The organism is Solirubrobacter ginsenosidimutans, assembly GCF_027587205.1.
This window is the reverse complement of record NZ_JAPDOD010000003.1, coordinates 268,688-295,291: the sequence shown is the minus strand read 5'-3', so window position 1 is coordinate 295,291 and position 26,604 is coordinate 268,688. Positions and strand designations below refer to the sequence as shown.

General features: G+C 71.8%; 19 protein-coding genes. 7 read left to right on the top strand and 12 right to left on the bottom strand.

All coding sequences use genetic code 11. The features are described from left to right. Positions 1-28: 28 nt before the first annotated feature. Positions 29-3,406: a S8 family serine peptidase gene (locus OM076_RS06125; RefSeq protein ID WP_270038601.1), complete on the bottom strand. Its 3,378-nt coding sequence runs from the start codon at positions 3,404-3,406 to the stop codon at positions 29-31. Between the two features lie 119 nt (positions 3,407-3,525). Between OM076_RS06125 and OM076_RS06120 the strand changes: the two genes are divergently transcribed. From OM076_RS06120 to OM076_RS06105, 4 genes are all read left to right on the top strand, one after another. After that, entirely contained in the window at positions 3,526-5,067 is a 1,542-nt protein-coding gene (locus tag OM076_RS06120; protein ID WP_270038600.1) for an ABC transporter substrate-binding protein, read from the top strand. A 212-nt stretch (positions 5,068-5,279) separates the two neighbouring features. Continuing rightward, complete coding sequence (locus tag OM076_RS06115; protein WP_270038599.1) at positions 5,280-6,191, top strand: MBL fold metallo-hydrolase; 912 nt, start codon at positions 5,280-5,282, stop codon at positions 6,189-6,191. A gap of 2 nt (positions 6,192-6,193) precedes the next feature. Continuing rightward, positions 6,194-7,294, top strand: coding sequence for an amidohydrolase family protein (locus OM076_RS06110; RefSeq protein ID WP_270038598.1), 1,101 nt, complete (start codon positions 6,194-6,196; stop codon positions 7,292-7,294). Continuing rightward, positions 7,291-7,668, top strand: coding sequence for a Rieske (2Fe-2S) protein (locus OM076_RS06105; RefSeq protein ID WP_270038597.1), 378 nt, complete (start codon positions 7,291-7,293; stop codon positions 7,666-7,668). Before OM076_RS06110 ends, OM076_RS06105 begins: the two co-directional genes overlap by 4 nt. A gap of 6 nt (positions 7,669-7,674) precedes the next feature. On the opposite strand, the gene OM076_RS06100 is transcribed toward OM076_RS06105, so the two are convergent. From OM076_RS06100 to OM076_RS06090, 3 genes are read right to left on the bottom strand one after another with little or no spacing between them, the layout of a single operon-like run. After that, entirely contained in the window at positions 7,675-8,424 is a 750-nt protein-coding gene (locus OM076_RS06100; RefSeq protein WP_270038596.1) for an SDR family NAD(P)-dependent oxidoreductase, read from the bottom strand. Between the two features lie 9 nt (positions 8,425-8,433). Beyond that, complete coding sequence (locus OM076_RS06095; protein WP_270038595.1) at positions 8,434-9,252, bottom strand: hypothetical protein; 819 nt, start codon at positions 9,250-9,252, stop codon at positions 8,434-8,436. Positions 9,253-9,258: 6 nt separating this feature from the next. Continuing rightward, positions 9,259-10,125, bottom strand: a complete 867-nt coding sequence (locus tag OM076_RS06090; protein WP_270038594.1) for a thermonuclease family protein — start codon at positions 10,123-10,125, stop codon at positions 9,259-9,261. A gap of 123 nt (positions 10,126-10,248) precedes the next feature. On the opposite strand from OM076_RS06090, the gene OM076_RS06085 reads away from it, so the two are divergent. Next, complete coding sequence (locus OM076_RS06085; RefSeq protein ID WP_270038593.1) at positions 10,249-12,198, top strand: hypothetical protein; 1,950 nt, start codon at positions 10,249-10,251, stop codon at positions 12,196-12,198. Here the strand turns inward: OM076_RS06085 and OM076_RS45890 are convergent. From OM076_RS45890 to OM076_RS06060, 5 genes are all read right to left on the bottom strand, one after another. Further along, positions 12,193-13,380 carry a serine/threonine-protein kinase gene (locus OM076_RS45890; protein ID WP_270038702.1) on the bottom strand — a complete coding sequence of 396 codons (1,188 nt, stop codon included), beginning with the start codon at positions 13,378-13,380 and terminating at the stop codon, positions 12,193-12,195. The two genes, OM076_RS06085 and OM076_RS45890, sit on opposite strands and share 6 nt — an antisense overlap. Before the next feature lie 90 nt (positions 13,381-13,470). Beyond that, complete coding sequence (locus tag OM076_RS06075; RefSeq protein WP_270038592.1) at positions 13,471-14,151, bottom strand: FHA domain-containing protein; 681 nt, start codon at positions 14,149-14,151, stop codon at positions 13,471-13,473. Between the two features lie 94 nt (positions 14,152-14,245). Then, positions 14,246-15,505, bottom strand: a complete 1,260-nt coding sequence (locus OM076_RS06070; RefSeq protein ID WP_270038591.1) for a PKD domain-containing protein — start codon at positions 15,503-15,505, stop codon at positions 14,246-14,248. Further along, positions 15,502-17,055, bottom strand: a complete 1,554-nt coding sequence (locus OM076_RS06065; RefSeq protein ID WP_270038590.1) for a S1 family serine peptidase — start codon at positions 17,053-17,055, stop codon at positions 15,502-15,504. Before OM076_RS06065 ends, OM076_RS06070 begins: the two co-directional genes overlap by 4 nt. An 86-nt stretch (positions 17,056-17,141) precedes the next feature. Further along, entirely contained in the window at positions 17,142-21,041 is a 3,900-nt protein-coding gene (locus tag OM076_RS06060; protein ID WP_270038589.1) for an nSTAND1 domain-containing NTPase, read from the bottom strand. Between the two features lie 436 nt (positions 21,042-21,477). Here OM076_RS06060 and OM076_RS06055 point away from each other — a divergent pair, with 436 nt between their 5' ends. Together OM076_RS06055 and OM076_RS06050 are read left to right on the top strand one after the other, a co-directional pair. After that, positions 21,478-22,266 (top strand): SigB/SigF/SigG family RNA polymerase sigma factor, encoded by a 789-nt coding sequence (locus OM076_RS06055; RefSeq protein WP_270038588.1) that lies wholly within the window; start codon positions 21,478-21,480, stop codon positions 22,264-22,266. Positions 22,267-22,339: 73 nt separating this feature from the next. Continuing rightward, positions 22,340-22,756 (top strand): Na-translocating system protein MpsC family protein, encoded by a 417-nt coding sequence (locus OM076_RS06050; protein ID WP_270038587.1) that lies wholly within the window; start codon positions 22,340-22,342, stop codon positions 22,754-22,756. A gap of 61 nt (positions 22,757-22,817) precedes the next feature. Here OM076_RS06050 and OM076_RS06045 read toward each other — a convergent pair whose 3' ends face one another. The 3 genes from OM076_RS06045 to OM076_RS06035 all read right to left on the bottom strand — a co-directional run bounded on the left by OM076_RS06045 (position 22,818) and on the right by OM076_RS06035 (position 26,556). Next, positions 22,818-24,596 carry a 3-keto-disaccharide hydrolase gene (locus tag OM076_RS06045; protein WP_270038586.1) on the bottom strand — a complete coding sequence of 593 codons (1,779 nt, stop codon included), beginning with the start codon at positions 24,594-24,596 and terminating at the stop codon, positions 22,818-22,820. A 144-nt stretch (positions 24,597-24,740) separates the two neighbouring features. Beyond that, positions 24,741-25,976 carry a flavin-containing monooxygenase gene (locus OM076_RS06040; protein ID WP_270038701.1) on the bottom strand — a complete coding sequence of 412 codons (1,236 nt, stop codon included), beginning with the start codon at positions 25,974-25,976 and terminating at the stop codon, positions 24,741-24,743. A gap of 19 nt (positions 25,977-25,995) precedes the next feature. Then, on the bottom strand, positions 25,996-26,556 hold the full coding sequence (locus tag OM076_RS06035; protein WP_270038585.1) for an OsmC family protein: 561 nt from the start codon (positions 26,554-26,556) through the stop codon (positions 25,996-25,998). Positions 26,557-26,604: the final 48 nt, after the last annotated feature.

The window sequence follows — 26,604 nt, the reverse complement described above, 5'->3', positions numbered from 1 at the left end:
TGAGCGGCGGCGGCCATAACGGTTCGACCTAGGGCTGCGTGGTGGACAGCGTGAAGGTCAGCGTCTGGCTGTAGCTGCCGGTGCGCAGGGCGGCGCTCGCACCGACGTGCTGCGTGAAGCCGATCGTCACCGGGTCGTTGGACACCGGAGCCGACCAGCTGCTCTTGGAGAGCGAGACCTGCAGCGGCTCAGGCAGGCTGAACGCGCCGTTCGTCAGCGAGCCGGGCGTGGAGAAGCTCAGCGCCGCGTCGCCCGCCGAGCTGACGACGTTGGCCGTGGTGGACGCCGTGTACGTCTTGTCGATGCCCGGCGTGAACGGACCGAACAAGGCGGGCGCGCCGAGCGTGAGCGCCAGCGTCGCCGGCGTCGTTCCGGACACCGTGCCCGGAGTGCTCGTCGACCCCAACGGCACGGTGATCGCGACCGGCGTCGAGGCCGCCGACGGATTGCCCGTCTGGTCGGCCTGGGTGGCGGTCAGGCTCGCCGCGCCGCCCGGGAGGGCAAGCGACGGGGTGCACGACCAGGTGCCGTCCGTGGCGACGGTGGCGGTGCAGACCACCGTGGTGCCGTTCGAGACCGTCACCGTGTCACCCGGCGTGCCGGTTCCCGAGATGGGCGGCGTCGTGCTCGTGGGCGTCGTCCCGCCGGCCGGGGACGTGATCGCCGGCGCCTGCGCCAGCACGTCGCCCACGATGAGCTGGCGGAACTCCTTGCCGCTCGTCGTGAGGTTGAGCTCGGTGTCGATCTCCCACGTGCCCGCCACCGGGTTGGGGACATGGAACGTGGCCGCCAGCATCGGCGTCCCGTTGATCGTCTGCACGGTCAGGCTGGTCTGCGTGACACGCACGCCGGACGGGTTGACCAGGAACAGACGCATCGGGTTATCGGTGCTCGTGTCCGGGGTCCGGACGGTGACGCCGAGGTCCGCACGGCCGGCCGGCACGTTGATGTTGAACGTGCTGACCTGGCCGGTGCCACGGCCGACCGAGGCGATGATGTTCGTGTCGAACTCGCCGCCGTTGGTCGGGATGAGCGTGCGGCGGGCGAGCGCGAGCTGGCTCTTGGCGCCGTTGGCGGCAACGAACTGCACCGTCGCGGGGTGATCGCCCGGAGCGTTCGGGAACGCGACCTGCAACGGGATCGTCACCCACGTGCGCGCCGCCAGCGTGGTGGTCGGCGCGGCCGCCGACGTGATCCAGTTCTCGCCCGTGGCGCGGAGGCTCACGGTGCCGCGGTAGGTGCCCGGGACGTTCGGCAGCGACTGCAGATGGGCGCGGCCGTTGGCCCACTTGATGTGCGCCGTCCAGGTACCCGCCTCAGGGTTCGCGACCTCCGTGTGCCCGATGTCCGGGACGGTGCCGATCTGGCCCGCCTTCGTCGGAGCGGTCCCGTAGTCGTACGAGATCTGCCGCAGCCGGCCCGTCGGGTCGGTGAGGGTGTAGCTGAGGATCGCGCCGTTGACCGCGTCCGGCCAGATCATGTCGACGTTCATCCGGTCGAGGCCCGCAGGCACGTTGAACGTGACGTCCGGGGCCGCCTGCGCGCCGTCCGCGGGGACGGGGAGGGCGGGATCCGGCGCGGTGACGTTCTCGGTGACCGGGTCGCCGATCGGCTTCTCCGGCCCGAGCTCGCGGAACGTGCCGGTCACGGTCGTCGACGTGCGGCTGGTGTTGAACAGCCGCACGCTCTGCGGGACCGTCGAGCCACCGTTGCCGCTGATGTCCAGCTGCGTCTGGCTCAGGAGCAGACCGTTGACGGTCGGAGCGGTCGTCACCGTGGTGTTCGTGTACTGCTGCGCGGCCTGCACCGCGGCGCCGATATCGACCTGACCGGCACCGCCCTGGTCAGCCGGCGCGGAGATGTCGCGCGCCGTGCTGACGAGGAACTGCTTGACCAGCGCGGGCGACGGGCTGTCGCCGTTGTGCGAGTCGCGGTAGGCCTGGATGACGTCCGCGGCCGCGCCCGCGACGAGCGGGGACGACTCGCTGGTGCCACCGAACGCCTCGGTCTGGGTGTTCGTCGGGCAGTCGCTGCCGTGCGGGTTGCAGGCAGCCTCGCCGCCGTAGCCCGGGGCGGTGAGGTCGACCACCTTGTTGTCCGGGGTCGTGCCGCCGGAGGAGAGCGGCGTGATGTCGTCGTTCACCCAGCCGGCGAAGCCGCTGGCCATCGCGTTGAGGCGGAGCGTGTTGGTCGCTGCGGCGGCGATGATCTTCGGGTCCGAGGCCGGCGAGGACACTGTGCCCTGCATGCCGCTGTCGCCGGAGGAGGCCACGACGACCACACCGGCGTCCACGGCCGCGTCGTTGGCCGCGTAGCGGGCGATGTAGCTGCCCGGGGAGAGGCCGTAGCCGTAGGACTCGTTGATGACGTCGGCGTGGAACTTGGTCACCGCGGCGTCGACGGACTTGATCGCCTCGGACTCGCTCATCATCGAGCCATCGCCGGCGGCGCTCTCCGGCGTGTCGATGCCGCGCGTGTCGACCATCGAGGCGCCGGGCGCGTCACCGACGAGCTTGAAGTAGCACGTGTCGGGCATGCCGGAGTACGGCAGTTCCTTGGAGTACTGGTACAGAACCGTGCCCTGCGCGTCGATCGACGAAGCGTCGCCGTAGTACTCGCCGTCGGTGCTGTCAGTGGTGTCGCCGGCCGTCGCGCCGACGACGACACTGCCGCCGCCGTCCGCCGCCGGGCGCACGAAGTTCGGGTTGCCCACGAGGTCACCGGTCGGGGCGGTGCTGATCCCGTCGTTGGCGACGACCACGCCGTGGCCAGGCTCGGTGAGCAGGCCGGCGTTCGTCATCGCGGGCGCGTTGATCGTCTGCAGCGCCTCGGGCTCGATCAGCGGGTTGTCGATCGTGCCGCAGCTGGCCGTCGGGAACGGGTTCCCGGCGTCGGGCGCCGCGGACTTCGACTTGCCGCTCTGGGCGGCTGCGTCGTGGGTGATCTTGGTGGCCTTGCTGACCGCCGGGCCGGTGGGCGCGGGATCGCCGATCGGGATCTGCTCGTCGGGCAGGACCTCCTTCACCGAAGGCAGCCCGCGCACCGCCTCCACGCCCTCGGCCGACACGTGCGCGGCCACAGCGTTGATGCTGACGAGCGACACGATGTCGGTGCCGCCGGCGGCCTTGATGGCGGCGACGACCGGCTTCTGGTCGTTTTGAGCGGCCGCGATACGGGCTCCGGCGGCGCTGCGCAGGTTGAGGTCGTTGTGATCGTTCTTCAGCCAGACGATCACGGCTCCGCCCTGATCGGCGCTGTCGAGCGCCGGCGCCAGCGCGGGGGTCGCCGCCGACGCGTTGGCGAATACGGCGACGCCGGCCGCGGTCAGCGCGGCCGCAGAAAACGCGGCGGCGGTCAGGCGACGGCGAGACAGTCGCCCGGATTCTCCGGGTTCATCGTTGAACAAGAGGTCCCCTCCGAGGGATATGGAGTTCAGCCGCAACGCACCGCTGCGACTCGCGGATTAGACCTCCGGCCCGTGAGGTCAAGCTGAGGCCGCCCCTCGCTCTACACTCGCCGCCAACAATGAGGAACTTCAAAGCGCTCGCGGGGCTCGTGCTCATCGCGTTGCTCAGCACACCCACCGTCGCGCACGCGGGCGCGAGTTCGATCACCGTCGGCACGACCGATCAGGTGGTCTCGCTCGATCCCGCGGGGTCCTATGACCTCGGCTCGCAGCAGCTGATCGGCAACCTCTACCAGAACCTCTTGACGATCCCGGCGGGCGGCAACCAGCCCAAGCCGGACGCCGCCAAACGCTGTGCGTTCAAGAACGCGAAGACGTACGTATGCACGCTGCGCGGCGGGCTGACGTTCTCAAACGGCGACCGGCTCACCGCCGCCGACGTGAAGTTCTCGCTCGATCGGGTGCTCAGGATCGCCGACCCCTCGGGTCCCTCGTCGCTGCTCGCCAATCTCGCCCGCGTCGACGCGACCTCTGCGAAGACGGTGACGATGCACCTCCGGCGCGCGGACGCGACGTGGCCGTCCATCCTCACCCACACCGCCGCCGCGATCGTCCCGAAGCGGGTCTTTCCGGCCCGTCGCCTGCTCGCCGACGAGAAGGTGATCGGCTCCGGGCCCTACAAGCTCAACAGATACGTCCCGAATCAGCAGGCCCTGCTGTCGCGCAACACGCGGTACTCGGGGTCAAAGGCGAAGACCAAGCAGATCTTCGTGGTCTACTTCGTAACCAGCGCGACCTTGAAGCTCGCGATCGAGCACGGCATCGTCGACGTGGCCTTCCGCGGCTTCTCGCCGGCCGAGATCGCGCAGCTGCGCACCGAGTCGGCGGCGGGCGTGCAGGTGCTCGAGGGTCCTGGTTCCGAGATCCACTACCTCGTGTTCGACGTCCGCAACGCTCCGGTCAGCAACGTCGCCGTGCGCCAGGCGATCGCGCAGGTGATCGATCGCGCGGCGCTCGCGAGGACGGTGTACGCCGACACGGTGACACCGCTCTATTCGCTGCTGCCGGCGGCGCTCTACGGGGCCAAGCCGGTGTTCCAGACGACGTACGGGGCGCCGAGCGTCGCGAACGCGCAGGCGACCCTCGCGGCCGCCGGGATCACGACGCCGGTGGCGCTCGACGCCTGGTACACACCCACCCACTACGGCCCCGAAGAAGCGGCCGACCTGGGCGAGATCCGCCGTCAGCTCGAAGCGAGCGGGCTGTTCACGGTGAAGCTCGGCGCGCAGGACTGGGAGGCCTACAAGGAGGCCGCCATCAGCCGGCACAAGTACCCGCTGTACGGTCTCGGCTGGTTCGACGACTACCCCGACGGCGACAATTTCCTCGCACCGTTCCTGCGCGACGGGGGCTTCATGCAGCACGGCTACGAGAACGCCACGGCCGACCAGCTGCTCGACCGGGAGCTGGCGTCGACGAAGCCGGCCGAGCGCGCCGCGATCTTCGGACAGCTCCAGGACGTCGTCACTCGCGACGTCCCACTCCTCCCGCTGTGGGAGCGCAAGCAGAGCGTCGCGGTCCGGACGGGCGTCGAGGGCGTCGAGAAGAGCTTCGACCCGGCGCTCCAGATGCGCTTCTGGCTCGTGTCGAAGCGACATTAGGGACGAACGTCAACTGCGCCAGTGAGGGAGGGAGCGCGTTTGACGGACGGATCGCGGGTTTCGATCAGGTTCGCACTGTTCGATCTGGCGCGTTGATGGGGGTGCTGCACAAAGTGCCCTCCCCCCGGAAGGTTCGTGGATCACCCCCTGCGGACCCCGGCATTCGGGGTGATCGGCGCGCGTGAGAACGAGCGCGAGTGGTACAAGAGGGCATGGCGACGGTCGCCGAGGTCGCTCCCGGGATCCATCGCATCGAGTCAGATCTCGGGCCGCGCTTGATGGCGCAGTACGTGCTGATCGGCAGCGAGCGCACGGTGCTGATCGACACCGGGCTCGCCTCGACACCGGAGCCCGTGTTGTTCCCCGCGCTGACCGAACTGGGGCTCGTCGACGGACCCGATCTCGTGGTCATCAGCCACGCCGACGTCGACCACTCGGGCGGCAACGCCGCGCTTCGCGACCGCTATCCGCACGCCCGCTTCGCCTGCCACGCCGCGGACCGCGCGTGGGTGGAGAGCGCGGACGCGATGCTCGAAGGGAACTATCTCTGGTACGACGCGTACGGGTTCGGCCCGAGCGCGGAGGATCGGGCCTTCCTCGCCGCGGAGTTGGGCGCGGACGCGCCCATCGACGAGACGCTCGCCGGCGGGGATGTCCTCGACCTCGGCGACGGGTGGAGACTCGACGTCCTGCACCTGCCGGGACACACGCCCGGGCACATCGGGCTCTGGGACCCGCGCTCGGGCTCTGCGCTGGTGATCGACGCGATCCTCGACCGCGGCGTCCGCGATCGCGCGGGCACGTTGCTCATCCCGCCGCGCGTCTACGACACGGCGGGCTACGCGGCCACGATCGCCCGGGTCGCGGCGCTCGCGCCCGAGCGGCTGCTCACCGCGCACTTCGACGTGCTGGAGGGCGACGCCGTCGGTGCCTTCCTCGAGCGCTCGCTCGCGCAGGACGAGGGCGTGGCCGCCGCGGTGCGCGACGGGCTCGCCGGCGGTGAGCGCGACCTGTGGGCGTTGACGGACTCCGCCGACCGCCGGCTCGGGCCGTATCCCGAGTTCACGATCGAGCTCGCCGCCGCCGTGCGCGACCACGCTCGCCGCCAGGGTGTGGAGCTGTAGTCGTGGCATCGCTCCAGGACCTGCTGATCGTCGACGCCGACGTGCACGTCCATGAAAGTCCCGGGGGACTTGCGCCGTATTGCGATCCGCCGTGGGACGTCGCACTGCGCAACGTGGCCGGCGTCCCGGAGCGATACCTCGACATCCCGGGGTTCTCACCCGGCGGCGACGGGACCCTCACGGCGCGCTTTCCCAGCTCCCACGAGGCGACCCGCATGGTCCACACGCCCGAGCAGATGGTCGCCGAGCTCGCCGAGATCCACGTCGACCTCGCGGTGCTCTTCCCCGATCACCTGCTCAAGCTGGCGGTCCTCCCCCAGGCCGACTACGCGGCGGCGCTCGCACGCGCCTACAACGCCTGGCTCGTCGATCGATGGACCTCGCGGCACCCGCAGCTGCTCGGCGCGATCGTCGCCTGCCCGCAGGATCCGGCGGACGCGGCGCACGAGATCGAGCGCTACGCCGACGAGCCCTCGATCGTCGCCGTCTACCTCCCTTGCGCAGGGCTCGACCCGCTGTGGGGCCATCGCTCCTACGACCCGATCTTCGACGCCGCCCAGAACGCCCGCCTGCCCGTGATGCTGCACGCCGTGACCGTCACCTCGCCGGTCTTCCCGTTCAACAACCACGGCTTCGACACCGAGTTCGCGCGCCATGCCACGAGCCACTCCTTCTCGATCATGGCGAACATCATCAGCATGGTCTCGACGGGGGTCGTGGTGCGCTTCCCCGACCTGCGGATCGGTGTCACCGAGGCGGGGATCTCGTGGATGCCGTTCGTCTGCAACCGTCTCGACAAGGAGTATCTGGAGCGCCGGCGCGAGGTGCCGTTTCTGAAGGAGCGTCCAAGCCACTACGTCAAGCGCGTCTACGTGGCCACCCAGCCGATCGAGGAACCCGCGCGCCTGCGTGACATCGTCACGCTGATGGAGCTCTACGACGGCGAGGACACGACGATCTACGCGTCCGACTGGCCGCATCACGACTTCGACCACCCGATGAAGCTCAACCAGGTGCCGTTCTCCGAGGCCCAGCGCCGCAAGGTGTTCGGCGAGAACGCGCTCGAGCTCTTCCGGATCGACTCGAGCGGGCGCCGGCGATGACCACCGCCGTCGTGGGCCGGCTCGCCGACTTCCCCGAAGGAAGTCACAAGGTGGTCCGCATCGGCCGTCGCGAGATCGGCGTCTTCAACATCGCCGGACGCTTCTACGGGCTGCCGAACCGCTGCCCGCACCAGTCCGGTCCGCTGTGCGAGGGTCGCCGAGCAACCGGCACGCTCGTCGCCGACGTGGAGAGCGACTGGCGCCCGCGCTGGGACATGGAGGGCGAGGTCATCGCGTGTCCGTGGCACGGGATGGAGTACCACGTCCCGACCGGGCGATGTCTCGCCCACCCCGAGATCACCCTACGCCGCTACGAGGTCACCCTGGACGGCGAAGACGTCGTGGTGCATGTGGGCAGCGCGCCGCGGCGATGAGCGCGCTCAGTTGCGCATCCAGCCGCCATCGACCAGCAGCGTCTGGCCGGTGACGAACCGGCTGTCATCGCCGGCGAAGAACGCGATCGCCCGCGCGACGTCGGACACCTCACCGCGTCGCTTGATCGACTGGGCCGCGAGCACGTCCCGCCACAGCTTGTCCTGATCGGCGTGGATCGCCGTCGCGGCGGTCGGGAACGCGCCGGGTGCGACCGCGTTGACACGGATCCCCTCCGGCCCCGCCTCCCGTGCCAGTGAGCGCGTGAAGCCCACGACGGCGCCCTTGGACGCGACGTACGAGAGCAACTCGACCTCGCCCCAGAAGAACGTGACGGACGCGACGTTCACGATCGATCCGCCGCCGCGCTCGATCATCTGCGGGCGCAGCGCCTGGGCGAGCAGGAAGTACGCCCGGACATTCGTCGCGAAGACGGCGTCCCATTCGGCGGCGTTCGCCTCGTGCCACGGACCGATGGGATAGATCGCCGCGTTGTTGACGAGCACGTCGGCGCCGCCGAACGCCTCGCGCGTCGCCGCGGCCACCATCCCCGCGGCGCGGGTGTCCGACAGGTCGGCGTCCACGGCGATCGCCGCACCGCCCGACGACACGATCCCCGCCACGGTCTCCTGTAGGTGCTCCGGCTGCAGCCCGACGGCGACGACGCGGGCGCCGCGCTCGGCGAGCAGCTCAGCGGTCGCCCGGCCGATCCCGGTCGCCGCGCCCGTGACGACGGCGGTCTTCCCTTCGACGGACACGTACCGATCCTATTGCGACGCGTGCCCGCGGATCGCGCACACGTCGCTGGTGGCGACCTCGGTCATGGCGACGCCGTCGATCGACACCCGCCCTGCCTCCACGACGAAGGTACGGAACGTCTCGCCGCCGGAGTGCAGCAGACGGACGCGCACGGTCGCCGTCGTCTCCGTGTAGGTGGCGCCGGCGACCTCCCAGGAGCCCTCCGTGCTGCCGGACCCGGCGTTGCCGTGGAAGACCCAGTTCCAGTAGTCGCCGGCGAACCCGTCAGCACACAGATGCAGCCGGCGTTCGCTGCGGTCCCACAGGCTGGTGCCGACCTTCAGGATGAACATCCGGCCGGAGAGCTCGGCACGCGCGCGCGGGATCGCCTCCTGCCCGGCGGCCGTGGGGTCCGCCGCCGGCACCGGCGCCGGCTGCGGCGGTGGCGCGCACGACGTCCAGAGCCCCCGCCGCTGCTGCTCGGCCTCGCGCGCCGCAGCGACCAGTGCCGAGCGCTCGCGGAGCCCGCCGGTGTCGCCCGGCCTGGCGACGCCGTCTCGCAGCAGCACCGCGTTGACGAGCCGGCCGCGGCGGTAGACGTAGCGGGCGGCGGCGGGCGCCGCCCGGTCGCGCTGGAGCCGGACGTGTGCGCCGCGCGGCAGAAGCCGGGCGAGCGCGCGGCCGGCCTCGACGCCCCCGCACGCCCCGCGCCCGGGCGCATCGACACCGGCCAGGTGCACCGTGCGCACCGCTCCGCCCGTGCGCACCTGCAGCGTGTCGCCGTCGACGACGCGCACGACGGTCGGTGCCCCGGCGACGAGCAGGATCGCCGGCAGGAGGGCCAGCACCGGCGATCAGCCGCCTGTGCGAACCGCACACAGGTCGCTCGAGGCGACCTGGGTCTGGTCGACGCCGTCGATCGACACGCGCTGTCCCTGTGCGAAGAAGGTCCGGAACGTCTCGCCGTCGCCGTTGAACAGGCGCACGCGCGCGGTCGCCGTCGTCGCCGTGTACTCGGCACTCACGACCTCCCACGAGCCCTCGGTGCGGCTGGTGCCCGACCCGCCGCTTGCGTCGTTGCTCCACGAGATGTCGAGGGCGCTGTAGCCGTCCCGGCAGAGGTGCAACCGGGCCTCGGACGAGTTGAGGATGCTGGTGCTGGTGATCTTGATGAACATCCGGTCGGCCAGATCGGTGCGGGCGCGCTGGATCGCCTCCGGTCCGCCGGTGGGCGGCGCAGGCGATGGCGCTGGCGTTGGCGACGGCGTAGGCACCGCCTCGCAGGACTTCCAGATTCCCTTGCGCTGCTGCTGCGCTTCCTGCGCGGCGGCCTCCAGCGCCGCGCGCTTGCTCAGCTCGCCGGTGTCCTCGGGACGGGCCAGGCCCTGCCGCAGAACGGCGGCGTTGACGAGCCGGTCGCCACGGAGGACGTAGCGCGCGCGAGCGGGCGCATCAGTGTCCCGCTGCAGCCGCACGTGCGCCCCGGCGGGCAGCAGGCGTCCGAGCCCCCGCCGCGCCTCGGGGCCCGCGCACGCGCCCGGCTCCGGCGCGTTCACACCCGCGAGGTCGACCGTGCGCACCTTGCCGTCCTCGCGGACCTTCACGGTGTCGCCGTCGATCACGCGGACGACCGTCGCGGCCGCGGCCGGCGCGGCGGGCACGAAGAGGACCGCCGCGCTCACCGCCGCGATGCGCCGGGCCGAATGCTCGAGAGTGCTCATGTCACAAGCCTCCGTGGCGACGCTCGGCGGCGATAGTCACCCCAGGGGTGAATTCAGTGACCCGCCCACGTTTACCCCCAGGGTGCCTAGCGGGGGCGTCGGCGGCGACGGGACAGTGCGGGCATGAAACGCATCCTCCTCGTCCTGCCGCTCGTCCTCCTCTGCTGGGCGCCGGCGGCCCACGCGCAGCAGACGTTGCCCGGCCTCTGCGCGATCCGCGGCATCGCATACGGCACAACACCCGCCACCGGCTCGATCTCGGTGGCCGGAGGGCAAGGCTGCCACCGCTTCACGGGCGCCGCCGGCGACATCGTGCGCGTGCGGCTGATCAGGACATCCGGCACGCTCGATCCAACCGTCGGCATCGCTCCCCCGGGCGGCGGCACGGGCTGCACCGCGACCACCGACGACGAGTTCAGATGTGCGATCCGGATCGCCGGCCAGTACACGATGGTGGTCCGCGACGCCGCGGGCACCGCGACCGGAACCTACGCGCTGTCGATCCAGCGCCTCAACGATCCGGTCGGCTGCGCGACGCTCTCCTATTCGACGGGGTCGACCGCCGGCGCGCTGCTAGCGGGCGAGGCCGGCTGTTGGCGTTTCACCGGCACGAGGCCGGATCGCGTGCGGATCCGCGTCGTGGCACGCTCGTCCGCGCTCGCGCCGCAGTTCGTCGTCGAAGACCAGCGAGGCCGCGGCACGTGCCCGCCGGACGCCGCCAACCCCACCTGCTGGCTGCGCCGCACCGGGACGCACACGATCTTCGTCACCGACGCGGCGGGGTCCGGAGCCGGGGACTACGCGCTCGCGCTCCAGCGGCTCAACGACCCGGTCGGGTGCACGACGCTCGCGTTCGGCGCGGCGCCCAGCGTCGGCACCGTCGCCAGTGACGGAGAGACCGACTGCTACCGCGTCGCGGCCGCCGCGGGCGACCGCGTGCACGTGCGGTTGGAGAGCATGTCGGCCGGGCTGAGCCCCGCCGGCGAGGTCCTCAATCCCGACGGGACGCGGGCCTGCCCACCGACAACCGCTGACGAGTCCAGCTGCCTGCTCAGTGCTTCTGGCACGTACACCATCCTGGCCGGCGACGCGGCCGGGACCAACGACGGCGACTACTCGATCGCCGTCCAGCGGCTCAATCGCCCGGTCGGCTGCACGCCGCTGGCGTTCGCCACGCTCCCGACGCCGGCCGCGATCGGCGCCGCCAGGGAGGTCGATTGCTTCCGCTTCGACGGCGCGGCCGGCGATCGCGTGCGCGTGTCGGCGGTCACGCTGGCCGGCGACGCGGCGGTCGCCGAGGTCGTGGGACCGGATGGGGCGACGCGCTGCCGCACGTTCGGCCCGCGGTTCACCTGTGCGCTCGACCGCACCGGCGTTCACACGCTGTTCGTCGTCAGTGATTCGCGGGTTCAGACCAGCACCTACTCGGTCCTGATCCAGCGCCTGAACGACCCGGTCGGATGCCGTTCGATCGCGTTCGGCTCGCCCACGATCCAGACGTCGGTCACGTGGGCCGGCGAGACCGACTGCTACCGGCTCGATGGCGGCGCGGGCGCGGGCGCGGTCGCGCGGCTGGTGTTCACCGGCTCGCTGCGGCAGCACGTCGTGGTGATGGGGCCGGATGGCGCACAGCGCTGCGAAGCGCGATACCCGCTGCCGGTCCTGGGGTTCAACTGCACGTTCGCCGGGCCGCACACGATCCTGGTCGAGGACGACAGCGGCTTGCTCTCCGGCGGCTACACGATCGCGACCCAGAAGGCCAACTATTGCGGCCGCGGCGACAGCCTGTACCCGGGCGATCGGGCGCAGCGGCGATCGATCTCGACGGGGGACGTCGACTGCTGGGACTTCGGCGGGCTCGACGCCGGCCGGCGCCTAGAGGTGCGGCTCACGCGGAGATCAGGAGCGCTCGACCCGGTCGCCGAGCTTTTGCGGCCGGACGGGACGCGGCTCTGCGGCCCCACCACCGCCGACGAGTTCGTCTGTACGACCGACACCACGGGCGGCAACCATCTCCTGGTCGGCGGGACGGCGGCGGGCACTAGCGGCACCTACGAGATCGAGGTGTCATGACCCGCCGGTGAGCGTCTCACCGGCATCGGCGTCGAGCGTGGCCAGCGCGAGGTTCACGAACGCGCTGCCGCGCTCGATGTCGCCGGGGCCGAAGGCGGCGCCGTCGCGCAGCACCTGCACGATCCCGAACGGCGCGGAGCGGCGGCGGAGCGGCACTACGAGCATCGTGCCGGGCACATAGCCCGTGCTCGCCGCAACCTGGCGGGCAAAGCGCGGGTCCGTGCGGCAGCTCGGGATCGCCTCGGGCTCGCCGGCGGCGAGCACCGCGCCCGCGATGCCGGTCCCGAGCGGGAGGCGCATGCCGACGACCGCCTCCGCGCCCGGGCCCCACGAGCACTCGTACACGAGGTCCCCGGCAGCGCGGTCGAACAACGCGATCGATGCGGCGGCGGCATGGAAGACGCCGGCGGCGGAGCGGACGATCGTCTCGAGCACGCGCGGGCTCTCGAGTCGTGCGGGCTCGAGGCCCGCACCGAGCGCGCCGGCGAACGCGCGGACGGACGGCAGCCGCAGGTACGGGTCGGGCTCGAGGCCCGCGCGCACCGCTTCCGCGACCGTGCGATCGACGCCGTCCGCGCGCTCGCAGAGCAGCGTCGGCTCGAGAAACCGGGGCGGCTTGCCGACCACGAGCGTCCACAGCGTCGCGGCCACGCCGAACACGTCCGTGCGCGGCGAGACCGTGCCGCCCGCCAGCACCTCGGGCGCCATGAACCCCGGCGTGCCGATCGCGCCCGTCGCGCCGCCGCTGCCGCTGCCGCGCAGGTCGCGCGCGATGCCGAAGTCGACGAGCACGACGCCGCGCTCGCCGAGGACGACGTTGGCCGGCTTGACGTCGCGGTGCACGACCTGCTGCGCATGCACGTAGGCCAGCGCCTCGCACAACTGGCGCACGTACTCGAGCGCCTCGGCGACCGGCAGCGGGCCGCGCTGCTCGAGGAGGCGAGCCAGGCTCGGCCCGTGCACCAGCTCCGTCACCAGGCATCGCCGCGCGCCGTGTGAGCGATCGTCGAGCACGCGTGCAACGCGTGGATGCCGCAGGCGCGACAAGAGGCGCGCCTCGCTCTCCAGGCGCGCGGCGTGGCGTTCGTCGTGCAACAGCTTGAGCGCGACGTCCGCGCCGTCGGAGAGCCGGCGGCCGTGGTAGACCGCGCCCATGCCGCCGCCGGATATCCACTCGACGATCTCGTACTCGCCGGCGATCGCTCGCCGCTCTTGTCGGCCGTGCGCCCCGATGCCCCCCTTGACGCCGGGCGACGGACGCGTATTCCGTCGTCACTCGCCGCTGAGATCGTGCTCGGCGACCAGCCCTTGCTGAAACGCCAGCTCGACCAGCCGCGCGCGCTTCTGGTTGTGCGGCAGCGCGGAGATGCCGAGCTTCCGGTACAGCGTGCGCAGGTGCACCTTGACCGCGTCGACGCCGAGGAACACATCGGCGGCGATGCGCTGGTTCGTCGCCGGCGTCGCGAACGGGCTATCGAGCAGCGGGCGGCACAACGCGACGAGCACGCGCCGCTGCGTGTCCGAGAGCGTGACCGGGAGCGCGTCGCCGCCCAGCGCGGTGGTGGTCGCGCCGTCAGCGAGCGCGGGCGCGCCGAACGCCACGAGCGTGCGGCCGAAGCGCAGTTGGTCGCCGTCGGCCAGCCGTCGCCGGCCGCGCAGGCGCTCTCCGTTGCAGAAGGTCCCGTTGGTGGACAGCCCATCGTCGGCCACCGCCCACGCGTCGCCCACGCGCTCGATCTCGGCGTGGGTGCGCGAGATCTCGTTGTCCCATTCCAGCCGCACATCAGCGCCGACACCGCGGCCGATCGTCAGCCGCTCACGGTCGAGGAGCCGGATCCGCTGGCGCCGCTCCACGTCCCGATAGACGAGGAACGCCGCTCCGGCGCGCTCGGCATCGAGGCGCGCCCGCAGGTCGACGGCGGAGCTGCCGTGGCGATCGAGCGGTCCAGTCACTTGCGAGCCCACGTTAGGTGTGACGCTAAAGGACTCCTGCGCATTGTTGCGCCGATGAAACGTCTAGTTTCGCGAATCGTAAGTTTGCGCGTGCTCAGCGGCACGCGGCGAGGCCGCGTGGGCGTCCGCTGGTGCGGAAGTCGTGGGTGCCGCGAAGGTGTGCGGTCTTGCCGGCGACGCGGGCGACGGTGAAGTGCGCGGAGCCACGCAGGCGGGCGGCCGAGCGGGTCCCGCCGAGCACGGTCAACGTGCCCGAGGGCGGGGCGAGCGCCGGGGCGCTGATCGCGACGCGCAGGCAGGCCCGCGGTGGTCGCCGCCCCGAGCCGGTGGCCAGCACCTTGCCGGTCAGGGTGGCGGTGCCGGTGCGGCGATCGAAGGCGAAGCGCAACCGTCCCCGCCAGCGAGAGCGGGTCAGGCGCCGCAGCGCGCGGACGCGAGTGCCGAGGCCGGCGCGCATCGTGCCGGACCCCTTCATGGCGGGGAGCGCCAGGCCGCGCGCGGTCGGCCTCGGCGCCGGCGACGGCACCAGGCCGGTCACCTGCGCGCTGAACGTCCGCGCCGCGGCCGCCGTCGCCCGGGCGCCGCCGCGAGCCCCGGCGACCACGATCGTGCGGACTGCCTGGCCGGTCGCTCCGCGGTCGTCGACGACGGTCAGCGTGACGGTCTTGGTGCCGGCCGTGACGTAGCTGTATTCCGTGATCGGACTCGAGCTCTCGCGCTCGGGAGCCGCGTTGCCCTCCATGTCCCACCGGTAGCGAACGATCCGCCCGTCGGCGTCGCTCGACCCAGTGGCGTCGAGCGCGAAGGGCGTCTTGACCGGCACCTCCGCACGCGCGACGAACGAGGCCGTCGGAGCGAGGTTGCCCGGCGGGGCCGGCGACGGTGACGGGGCCGGGAGCTGCGGTGGTGCCGACTCGATCCCCGGCGGCGGCTGCACGTCGATCAGCAGCGCATCGGAGTCGCGGCCCTCGCCCGCGACGAGCTCGACGCCGACCCGGACGCGGCCGGGACGCGGAAACTGATGCTCGATCTCCTTCGAGGTACTCCAGCCATACACGAGTTCGCTCACGCGCCGGTCGGTCACGCGGTCGCCGTCGAGATCCCAGTAGTAGCTCTCGAACGAGGCCTGTCCGGGGAACGGATTGGTCGCCGTGAGGTCCACCCGGAGCCGCACCGGCCGACCTGCGATCACCGGCTCGTCGGGCGCGACGAGCTTGACGCGCAGGCCGGCGGACTCGTCCGAGCATGCCGCGCGGAAGATGAAGTTCGTCCACCCGCTCTGACAGCACCCGCTCAGCCCGCCGGCCAGCGCGGCGAGCGCCACGGCCCTCGCGATCCCGCGCGCCGCGCTCATGCTCTCGCCTTCGTCTTGCGCACCGTCAGGGTGACCACGGCCGCGCGCGCCTGCGCGTTGCCGGCCGCGTCCACAGCGGTCGCGGAGAACCGGTAGCGCGCCGGCTCGAGGCCGCGCGCGACGATCTCGAAGACGCCCGGCGCGACGTCGCGCGCGCTCAGCGTCCTCGGCCGCCGGCACTTGCGCCCCTTCCGTCCCGTTGGGCAGCCGCTCACACGGACGGCGCCGGCGCGCACCCGCGTGCCGGCGACGCCGCCCAGGTCGTCGACCTTGAGCGTCAGCCGGCAGGTCCGGCGGCGGCAGCTCCGGCGCGTGAAGCTCGAGGTCGGGACCGAGAGGTCGGCGCCGACCGCGACCGGCGTGCCGGCACCGGCGCCCGGCTGAGCTCCGCCCGCCCGGGCAGGCTGCACAGGTCCGATTCCGCCGGACAATGCCGTCAGTGAGCCGCCGGCGTTCGTGGCGCGGACCTCGCAAGCGAACAGGGAGCCCTCGTCCTCGGGCCGCAGGACGATCTGCGGGCGGTCGCTCACGACTTCGATCCGGCTCGTGTCGGGCTGCCCGTTCGGAGCGAGCGGCGCCCGCAGCCAGAGCGCCGAGAAGACGGGCGCCGAGCTCCAGCGGCCCGGGTTGCACGTCAGCGTCGCGCCCACCGCCACGTCGTGCGCATCGATCGCCGGCGGCGCGAGCATGACCGCCCGCGCCGGCGGGTCGCTCTGCCGCAGCCGGGCATTGATGTCGGGATTCGCGACGCGCGTGTAGATGCCCGGAAACCCGGCCTGCGCGCAGCCGTTGCCGAAGCTGACGATGCCGGCCAGGTCGACGACCCCGTTCTGCTGCGGGTTGATGCGCGCCAGCGGCCCGCCGCTGTCTCCCTGACAGGTGTCGGTCACGGTGCCGTCGAGGTTCCTGCGGCCGGCGCACAACATCGTGGTCGCGATGAAGGCGGGCCCGTACGCCGAGCAGTCCGCGTTGAGGTCGACGATCGCACCGACGAGCGGGTCGGGCTGGACGGCGTTGTCCTGATCCGGGTCCACGTCGCCCCAACCCGAGATCAGCGCGCGCCCGACCGGGTTGCCACCTGCGGCTCCCACCGCCAGCGCGCCGACGGTCCCCGGCGGATCGAACGGCACGGCGCCAGGCGTCAGCCGGAGCGGTTCGGCGAGCGTGAGGATGCCGAAGTCATTCCCGGTGTCAGCACCCCGATACGCGGGATGCGTCGTGATCGCCGCCACCTCGACGACCTGCGCCACACTCGGGTCCGAGCGCTGGAACAGGCCGGCCACGACCAGGAACTCGCCCGGCGCATCGGTCGTCTCGCCCTCCAAGCAGTGCGCCGCGGTGATCACGTGCGCCGCATCGCGCACCGTGCCGCCGCAGAACACCGCGACGTTGCCGTCACCGTCGAGCGTACGTTGCGCGAGCGCGACCTGGTAGGGCACCGTGATCGCGCCGTCCGGGTTGATGATGCGCGCTCCCGGGTCTTGAGCGTGCGCCGGCGCGGCGCAGGCGAGCAGGCCGGCGACAGCGAGGGCGACGGGGTGGCGGGACATGCGCCGATGCTCTCGGCTGTCGCGCCACAGGAGGAAGTGACCCCAGGTGGAGAGCGTGCCCACCCACTTGAGGACCACGCCACGCGCTAGCCGCCGAAGCGCTGCCGTTCGGCGGCGGTCAGCGGGCGCAGCGCCCGCGCGTCCGCCCGCCGGACGAGCTCGTCCCAGCCGGCGCAGGCCTCGCAGCTGCGGACGACCGGAGGTCCGGCTCCCACCGTCACGATCTCGCGGTCGCCGGGCACCATCGCGGCCGCTTCCGAGCCCGGGAGCGTGACCAGCGTGCGCCCGCCAGCCGGGTCGGACACGCGCGTGGCGTCGGGGGTCCAGGTCAGCGCGAACCGCCCGTCGGCGCTGAACCCGGCACCGTCGTCGGTATCGGCGTTCCCCGCGAGCCGCGTCGCGCGACCGGTCCGCAGGTCCCAGACCAGGAACTGGCTGTCGCTCTTGCCGATCAGCCGGCTCGTTCCCGCTGAGAACGCAGTGGCATCGGCATCGGCATCGGCCGCGAGCCGTCGGAGCCGGGTGGCGGTTCTCGTGTCCCAGAGTTCGAGGCCGTCGTAGGTCGTCAGCGCCGCGAGGCGCCCGTCGCCGCTGAGCGCGCCCAACACCGCGGGCTTGACCGTCCGCTCAACCGTCACGCCGCTGCGGAGATCGGTGAACCGCAGTGGCCCGGGCGTGTCGTCGCCCGCATAGAACGGCGGCAGGTCGCCGACCCGCCGCCCGTCCGCGCTGATCACCACGCCGTTGATCGGGCGCCGCGACCGGCCCGTGGTGGCGTCGACGATCGTGATGCGGCCCCGGGTGTTGACGTTCCCGTCGTAAGCGAGGGTCGTGTTTCCCGTGAAGGACGCCCAGCCCTCGAAGCCGCGTCCGGTGCCACTCGCCCGGCCAAGCCGCAACCGTCCGCTCGCGAGCTCCCATACGACGGGCCGTGGCGCCGATGAGATACTCGCGGCCAGCCGCCCGTCCGGGCTGACGCTGACCGTCGCCTGCAGGTCCTCGCCGCCCTGCAGGCGTCGCACGCCCGGCGTCCAGAGGCGCACCGTCCCATCTCCGTACACCGTCGCGACGCGGCGTCCGTCGGGGCTGAAGACCCCGGCCGATGGCGGCGTGCCGGCGTTCAGCGCCGCCAGCTGGGTGCCGGTCGCAGCGTCCCGCACCGCGGCACGGTCGGACTCCACGGTGATCAGCAGGTCGCCCGCCGGGTCGAACGCCCCGGAGAAGCCGAGCGTTCCCTGGAGCGTGACGGTGCGGTCGCGATCGACGTCCCATACCCGGCCGGAGAGCAGGATCCGCCGACCGTCCGGGCCGGCGCTCAGCAGCCCGCCGCTCTCCGCGTGGCTGGCGATCTGGCGGCCCGTCGCCGCATCGAAGACGCGAACGGTGACATCGTCCGCGGTCACAACGCGGTCCCCGGCTGCGATCAGTTGCATCGTCATGCGACGCGTCCAGCGCCCCTCGGAGCGTCCGGTGCGTGCATCCCACACTCTGACGCCGTCGCTGCCCGCGGTGACCAACCGCCCGCCGGACGCAAACGCCGCAGCCGCGATGTCGTGCTCGCGGCTCACCGTTCCGCCGGCGGTCATCGCTGCGGAGACGGGCTCCCCTCCGAGCCGGGCGATCCCCCGCCCCGTCGTCGTGTCCCAGAGGATCGCCGTATGGTCGCTGCTCCAGCTGACGAGCCGCGAACCGTCGGCATTGAAGCCCACGCCGGACACACCTTGGATCTGGCCACGCAGTCGACGTCCAGGGCCGCCGCCGACCGGCCACACCCACACGTCGCCGTTGTCCGCCCCCGCCGCAAGCCGCTTCCCGTCGGGACTGAAGGCGAGCACCGAAAGCGGCGTGCTGGGACCTGACAGGACCGGGCCCGGTCGCTCGCTCCGTGCGTCCCACAGCCGCACCGTGCCGTCGCTGCCCGCGCTGGCGACCTGCTTTCCGTCGGGGCTGAACACGGCGTCGTTGACCGCGCCGCGGTGTCCGCGCAACGTCGAGCGGATCGGCGACTGCAGCGCCAGGCGCAGCGCGTCCTCGGCCTGGGCGGTGCGGGCGGTGTGCGCCGCCGCACGCGCCAGCAGCAGGCCCAGGTCGGGATCGTCCGGAAGCTGGAGGAGCGACGAGGCGGCCAGCTCGCGCGACTGGGCGATCGTCCGCTGACGCTGCGCGGTCGCCTTCTGGTCGAGCGCGACGACGGCCGCGCCGGCGGCGACCAGGAAACCGGCGAGCAGCGTGCCGACCACCGTGAGGACGCGGCGGCGCGTGCGGCGGGTCTCCCGCTCGGCGAACGCCGCGCTGGCGGTCACGAACTCGCGCTCCAGCGCGTTGAGGTCGCCCCGGAACTCGCGCGCCTCCGCCAGCCGCGCGCCGCGGTAGAGCGCGCTGTCGTCGCGCTGCAGCCGGTCCCACTCGCGCGCGGCGTCGGTCAGCCGGCGCTGCACGCGCAGGTTGGCGCGGTCGGCGTCGATCCACCCGCGCAGCCGTGGCCAGGCGCGGATCAGGGCCTCGTGCGAGACCTCCACCTCGTCGTTGTCGATGGTCAGCAGGCGCGCGGCCACGAGCTCGTCGACGGCCGGCTCGTTGCCCGCGAGCTCGGACAACGGCGCGCGCCGGCGCGTGTCCTCGGTGCCCTCGCCGGGCTGCGTCAGCCGCAGCAGCGCCCGGCGGGCGAGCTCCTGCTCGGCGGAGGTGAGGTGCGCGAACACCTCGTCGGCGCGCTGGGCCAGCGCGCCCTCCACGCCACCGGCGTCGCGATACCCCTCGAGGGTCAGCATCCGTCCGCGCCGGCGTTCCCACAGCTCCAGCAGCGCGTGCTCGAGCAACGGCAACGACCCGTGGCCGGAGCCTGCGTCGTCGAGGATCGTGTCGATCAGGCCCTCCTCGAACTCGAGCCCGACACGGCGGGCGGGCTCCTCGATCGCCTGGCGCACCGCGGCGCGGTCCATCGGGCTGACCAGGAACTGCTGGCCGCTGACCAGCTGTGACAGCTCCGGGTAGGCGGCGCAGCGCGGGTAGAAGTCCGCGCGCAGGGTCAGCACGACGACGCACGGACCGCCGGGCGCGGCCGCAGCGAACAGCAGGGTGGAGAAGAACGCGCGCCGCTCGGCGTCGTCGGTGCACAGGGTGAACGCCTCCTCGAGCTGGTCCACGACCAGCACGAGCCGCGCCTGGGTCCCGAGCGCCTGCACCACGGCGAGGTGCAGCGTGCGGGGATCGCCGGCGAGCGCGTCGAGCGTCGCCTGCATCGCGGTCCCGGGCGCCAATCCGGCCACCGCCGCGGCGAGCGCCGTCAGCGGCGCCGCGCCAGGGCGCACCACCGCGTGGTGCGCGCCGCCGAGCGCCAGAGCCGGCACCAGGCCCGCCCGCACGAGCGACGATTTGCCGCTCCCGGACGGCCCGAGCACGGCGAGGAAGCGGTCGGTCTTCAGCTTCTCCAGCAGCCGCTGGATCTCCGCGTCGCGCCCGAAATAGAACTCGGCGTGCTCGGCATCGAACACCTGCAGGCCGCGGTACGGGCAGATGTCGTCACTGCGGACCACCACCGAGGGGCCGAACGGGATGCCCCGCACCGCGTGGATGAAATCCTGGAGCGCACGCGAGTCCTCGTGCCCGCGCCGGAAATCGACCCAGGTTCGCGTGCGCAGGAAGTGGGGCAGCCGGTTGGGCTCGAACGGTTCCTGGACGCCGGGAAGCAGCACGGGAAACACGCGGAAACCGCGCTCGGTCGCCGCGCGATCGACGGCCAGCGCGACCTCCTGCAACTCCCAGTCGCCGAGGTCGTTCGGCCCGACGAACACCGCGCATGCCTCCGAGGCCTCGAGCCCCGCGCCGAGCTCGTGCTGCCACTCGCCGCCCGGGACCAGCGCCCACCGGTCCAGCCAGGGATTGACCCCGGCGCTCCGGAGACGCTCCGCGATCCGCTCGACCGTGTCCTTGTCACGGCTGTTGTGTGACAGGAAGACATCGAAGGTGGCGATCGTCGTCTCCACGGCCACCAGCCTCCCCCAGCGGTGAGGGGCCGTCAACCGCCGTCCTGTCTCGCCCGCCGTCTGCCGCGGAGCTGCGCGCCGGCGGGCTCAAGTGGCATGCGGACGCGAGGCCGCTGAGCGACCCCGTTCGGAGTGCCCGGCTTCCTCGCGCCCTTTCAATGCCTCGCCGGGCGAACCGAATGGCCCCGGCGGCGCGACATCACACGGCGGGCTGTCCTGAGACGGGAGAAGTGCAAACCGAGCGCGACGGCCGGGTCACGTTCGTGACCGCCCTCGCCGGCGCCGCTCGCACCGCGATACTGTCTCCCGCGGTTTCGGCCTATTGAGGGTCGTACCAGCGAGGTGAGGCAGCGCGGACACAGGGTCGCTTCATCGGCTCTCACGTTCGGCGGTCGGATTGAGCCCAACGTCCCCCGTAGGAGCTGCCTTGTCGTTCTTGGCCACAGATCCGGTTGCCGTCCCGCAACGCCGCGAGTCCTTTCGCCTCGGCGCACGCCGGCATGAGGACCCCGTCGTGCTGTTCGAGCGCTATCGGCGCGAGCGGCGACCGGAAGACCGCGACGCGCTCGTCGTGCGCTACATGGCGCTCGCGCAGCATCTGGCGCGCCGGTATTCGACCCGCGCCGAGGAGGACGATCTCCAGCAGGTGGCGGCCCTCGGCCTGGTCAAGGCCATCGACCGCTTCGATCCCTCGCGCGGCATCGCGTTCTCATCGTTCGCGGTGCCGACGATCCTGGGCGAGCTCAAGCGCTACTTCCGCGACCTCGGCTGGGCGGTCCGGCCGCCGCGCGACATCCAAGAGCTGACGCTCCGGGTGGATGTCGTCGCCGAGCGACTGACCGGCGAACTCGGGCGCAGCCCGACGGTCGAGGAGGTCGCCCACGCCTGCCAAGCGACGGCGGAGGACGTTCTCGAGGCACGCGCGGCCGGCACCGCGCACTACCCGGACTCGCTCGACCAGCCCGCGCACGAGGACGACGATGAGGTACGTGAGCGGCTCGTCGCCGACGAGGATCCGGGCTTTGTGCGTGCCGAGCAGGCTGCCGATCTCGAGCGGCTGTTCTCGTGCTTGAACGAGCGTGAGCGGGAGGTGGTGCGCCTGCGATTCGGCGAAGACCTCGTGCAGCAGGAGATCGGCGCACGCCTGGGGATCTCGCAGATGCACGTCTCCCGGCTGCTCAGGCAAGCGATCGCGACCCTGCAGCAACACTCGGGTTCGCGCTAGTCTGGTGAGATCGCTCTCGCCTCAGGCTCCTCGACTTGAGCGGACTCACCCCGAGGAGCAGGAAGGTGGCCATATGTCCACCGAAGAGCAGCAACTCACCGACGCGGAGATCGGTGCCTCCATCCTCATGGAGATCTCGAACGCCATGGTCCGCGTGTACAAGGACCAGTTCGGCCGCGGCCCGGAAAAGGCTCGTGCACACTGGGCCGGCCCGGACGGCCTGGTCGTGTACCTCGAGCGCACGCTCACGCCGGCCGAGCGCAACCTGGTCAAGCTCGGAGAGCACGAACGCGTTCGAAACATGCGGATCTTCTTTCAGTACGCGACGGTGAGGGGATTCTGCGAGCCGATCGAGCGGATCACCGGTCGCAAGGTGCGCAGCTTCCTCAGCGGCATCGATACCGAGGTCGACGGCCTGTCGATCGAAAGCTTTGTTCTGCATCCGAAGGGACACATCGGCCCCTCGCGCATCGAGCTCGCGGAAGCGTAAGGTCGCGGCGCTCCCGGGGCGGCGAGCGGCGGAGCGCCGCTCGCCACCGTCGGTCCGTCGGCTACGGCGTCGTGGTTGAGAGCGTGAACGTCAGCGTCTTGCTGTAGCTCCCGGTGCGGAGCGCGTCGTTGGCGCCGATCGACTGCTTGAAGTTGACCGCCGTCGCCTCGTTGGAGGTGGGTGCGGACCAGGTCTTCAAGATCGTCGGTGCGTCGGAGCCGCCGACGTTCGCGAACGCGCCCCCGGCGGACGCCTGCAGCGCCACCGGCAGTGAATAGGCCCCGTTGACGAGATGTCCGGTGGCAGTGGGGCTCGGGTCGGCGACGGTCAGCGTCGCGTCGCCGGCGGTGGAGATGACGGTCGCGGTGCTGGACGCGGTGTAGTCGTGCGCGACGCCCGCGGTGAACGCGCCGAACGAGGCCGGTGCGCCGAGCGTCAGTGCCAGCGTCGCCGGCACGGTCCCGCTGACGCCGAGCGGATGATCGACGGGCGCCTCCGCATAGGCGTAGACGGTGCCTTGGTCGGTCGAGGCCGACACGCGGCACCAGAGGATCTTGCCGGTGGCGAGATCGGCGGCCGTCACCGTGTACTTCGCGTCCGTGCCGACCAGTTGGCTGTCGTACTCGGTCTCCGTCGGAGCGAGCGCGCCGATCGTCTGCGACGCGTCATTGCTGCGGAACCACTGGTAGCTCACGTTGGCGGGCGTCGCGTTCTGCCACTCGCCGGGCAGGCAGGTCAACTCACCACCGACCTTCTTCATGCCCGCGATCTGCGGTGCGGCGACGCTGTGCGGCGGGCTCGCGATCTCCTTGACCTGGACGTTCTTGTACTCGATGTGATCGCTGCCGCCGTGGTTCTGCAGGCCGAGGGTCGAGCCCGCGAACTCCCGCGCCGAGCTGGGCGGGTCGCCGGCGCGCTTGGGCTGCAGCGGGATCGCGTTGTCGTACTGGTTGACGAGGTGGCCGTCGACGAACACGGTCCACTGCTGGCCGATCTTCTGGATCTCCATCTGATGCCACGCGCGCGGAGTGCCGGGCTTCCAGCCCGCTGCCACATCGGCGTCCAGCCGGCCCTGCGCGCCGGAGCCGCCGAAGCCCGACTGCGCGCTGAGGTCGCGCATGTTGTAGACCGAGCCGGTCTTGATCGGATCGCCGGTGAAGACCGGCATGTCGGGCGAGTCGTTGACCTGGATCTCGTTGCCGCAGTAGACCGCGACCCACGCCGTGTTGGTCTGGGCGGTGCCGATCTGCCCGCAGGCGTGCCCGAGACCGGACGCCGGGTCCCCGAGCGCCGGGTTGTTGGTGTACGTCTGCGCCGGCGGGAACGGGCCGGGCAGGCCGGCCCAGTTGTACGTCCAGGTGGCGGGGCGCTCGGTGTACGGCACCTGATGGGTGCAGGCCGGCGTCGTCGGATACAGCGGCGTGCAGATCTGCTCTGCCGGGAACCCGACCATGATGCCGCCGTTGGAATAGCCGGTCGTGGCGGTCCGCACGTCGCGGTAGTTGATCCGGAAGATCGCGTCGCCGAAGTCCTTCGGGTACCAGAGCATTCCGAGGCCGCCGGTCGTCGCGAAGCCCTCGTTGTCGCCATAGGGGACGAACGCGCCGGGCCCCGACATCAGCCACTTGTCGAATGAGGCGGGGGTGCCCGTGAGCGTCCCGTCCAGCAGCGTCGTGAAGTCCGCGTTGGTGGTCGGGCTCGGACCGTCGGCTCGCGAGAGCGGCGGGAACGCGAGCACCGCGGTTATGACCGCCGCGAGCACGAACCCCGCCCCGGTCCATCGCCTCTTCGCGCGTGCGGTCGCGTGCAGCGACCATCGACTCGTCGTCGGTACGAGCACTGAGCCCCTCCTATCCGCATGTCACTGGCTGGACGGATCTGGACTGCTCCGTCCGCAGTTAGGGATACGCGCTGCTGAGGCAGATGTCAACCGGGAACGGGCGGAAAGCGACCGAGTTTTGCCGCATCCCCCTGCCAAACTCCGCTACCGGCCGTTCACGTTTATGTACCCCGCCAGGTGGTCGACGATGTCCCGGGCGTCGTCCTCGGCGCCGTGGATGAAGCTCGACTTGCGCCGGCGCAGGAAGTTGAGCCCGATCCGGTAGAGGCCGGGAGCGTCGCGGACCACGCCGCCGTCGTGGCGGATCTCGCCCTTGCGGTCGAGCACGGGCACCTGCAGCCACGAGTAGTCCGCGCGGAACCCGGTCGCCCACAGGACCGTGTCGAAGCCGGCGGCCACGAGGTCGATCATGAGCTGCGGGCGCTCCTCGACCCGGGTCGGCTCAGGGCGCGGGCCGGGTTGCCCGTCGATCCCGGCCGCGGCCGCCCACTCGTCGATCGCGTCGAGCAGGCGGTTGAGCTTGAGGTCCGCGAGCGCGCAGACGTTGCGCAGCGAACCGGAGAAGGCGGCGATCCCGCCGTTCACCGCGCTGAGCCGCCCGACCAGCGCCGCACCGTTCGCCGTCAGCGCGTTCAGGTCGAGGTCGGCGCGATCGGGCGTGCCGATGAGCTGTGGCGAGGGCACGTGGCGCGCGCGCACCAGGTCGTCGACCTCGTCGTAGCGCTCGTCGTGCCGGCCGGTCTGTTCGAGCCACCACATGATGTCCCGGCCGCGGTAGGTCCTGGGCATGCGGACGTGCTCGCCGACGGCAACGGTGACCTCTCGCCCGGCGCGCAGGAGCTCGTCGGCGATCTGGATGCCGGTCGCCGACGCCCCCACGACCAGCACACGGCCGGGCCGGAGCTGGTCGGGCCGCTTGTAGTCGAGCGGGGTCAGCTGGTCGAGCTCGGGCGGCACCGACGCCGCGACCGCCGGCACGCGTGCCTGGTTGAACGCCCCGCTGGCCACGACGACCGCCGTCGCCGCCCACGTCTCCGTGTCGGTCTCGACGACGTATCCGCCCTCGGAGCCACGCGCTACCGACGTGACCGGGGTGTGCGTCCGCACCGGCGCCTTGACGTGCTCGGCGTAGTGGTCGAGGAACTGGATCAGCTCGGGGACCGCCATGAACCCGTCGGGGTCCTCGCCGTCATACGCCGCGCCGCCGGGCAGACGGGTCAGCCAGTTGGGGGTGAGCAGCCGGAGTGACTCCCAGCGCTCGGTCTTCCAGGTGTTGGCGACCTCGCCTCGCTCGAGGACGACATGGTCGACGGACCGCTCCGTGAGGACGTGACTCACCGCGAGGCCGGCGTGGCCGGCCCCGACGACAACGACAGGGATGCGCAGGGTGACCGCGCGCTCAGCCGACCGTCACGGAGACGTTGGTCGGGTTGGTGATCGCGTCGAACACCGCCGAGCGCTTCTGCGACTGGGCCACCAGAGCGGCGATCTCGTCGGCGGTCGCATCGGCGTCGATCTTGTAGTTGACGCGGATGTCGGAGAAGCCGTTGCGCACCTCGGGATCGGCGCCGAGGATGCCGAGGATGTTCATGCCGCCCTCGATCGTGCACTGGACCGACTTGAGCTGGATGCCCCGGTTCTGCGCGACGGCGGCGACGCCGGCGGTGAGGCAGCTCGAAAGGCCCACGAGCAGGAACTCCACGGGAGTCGGGGCCTTGTCCTCGGCGGCGAAGACCTCCGGGTGGTCGGCTTCGTAGCTGAAGCTCGACTTGTGCGAATGCTCCTCACCGAGGCCGCTGAACTGCTCGATGGTCGTCTTGCTGTGCGTGCCCCACACCCACTCGTTGCTCGCGCGCCACGTGAAGTCGGCCGCGGCGGGCGCGTCGGTGAGCGCGTTGCGCGCGTCGAGCAGGGCCTGGACGTTGACCCCGTTATCCGCCGTCGATTCAACTGTGCTCATGGTGGTGCTCCTTCTCAGGACGTGGGCTTACAGGGGTACAGACGAGGG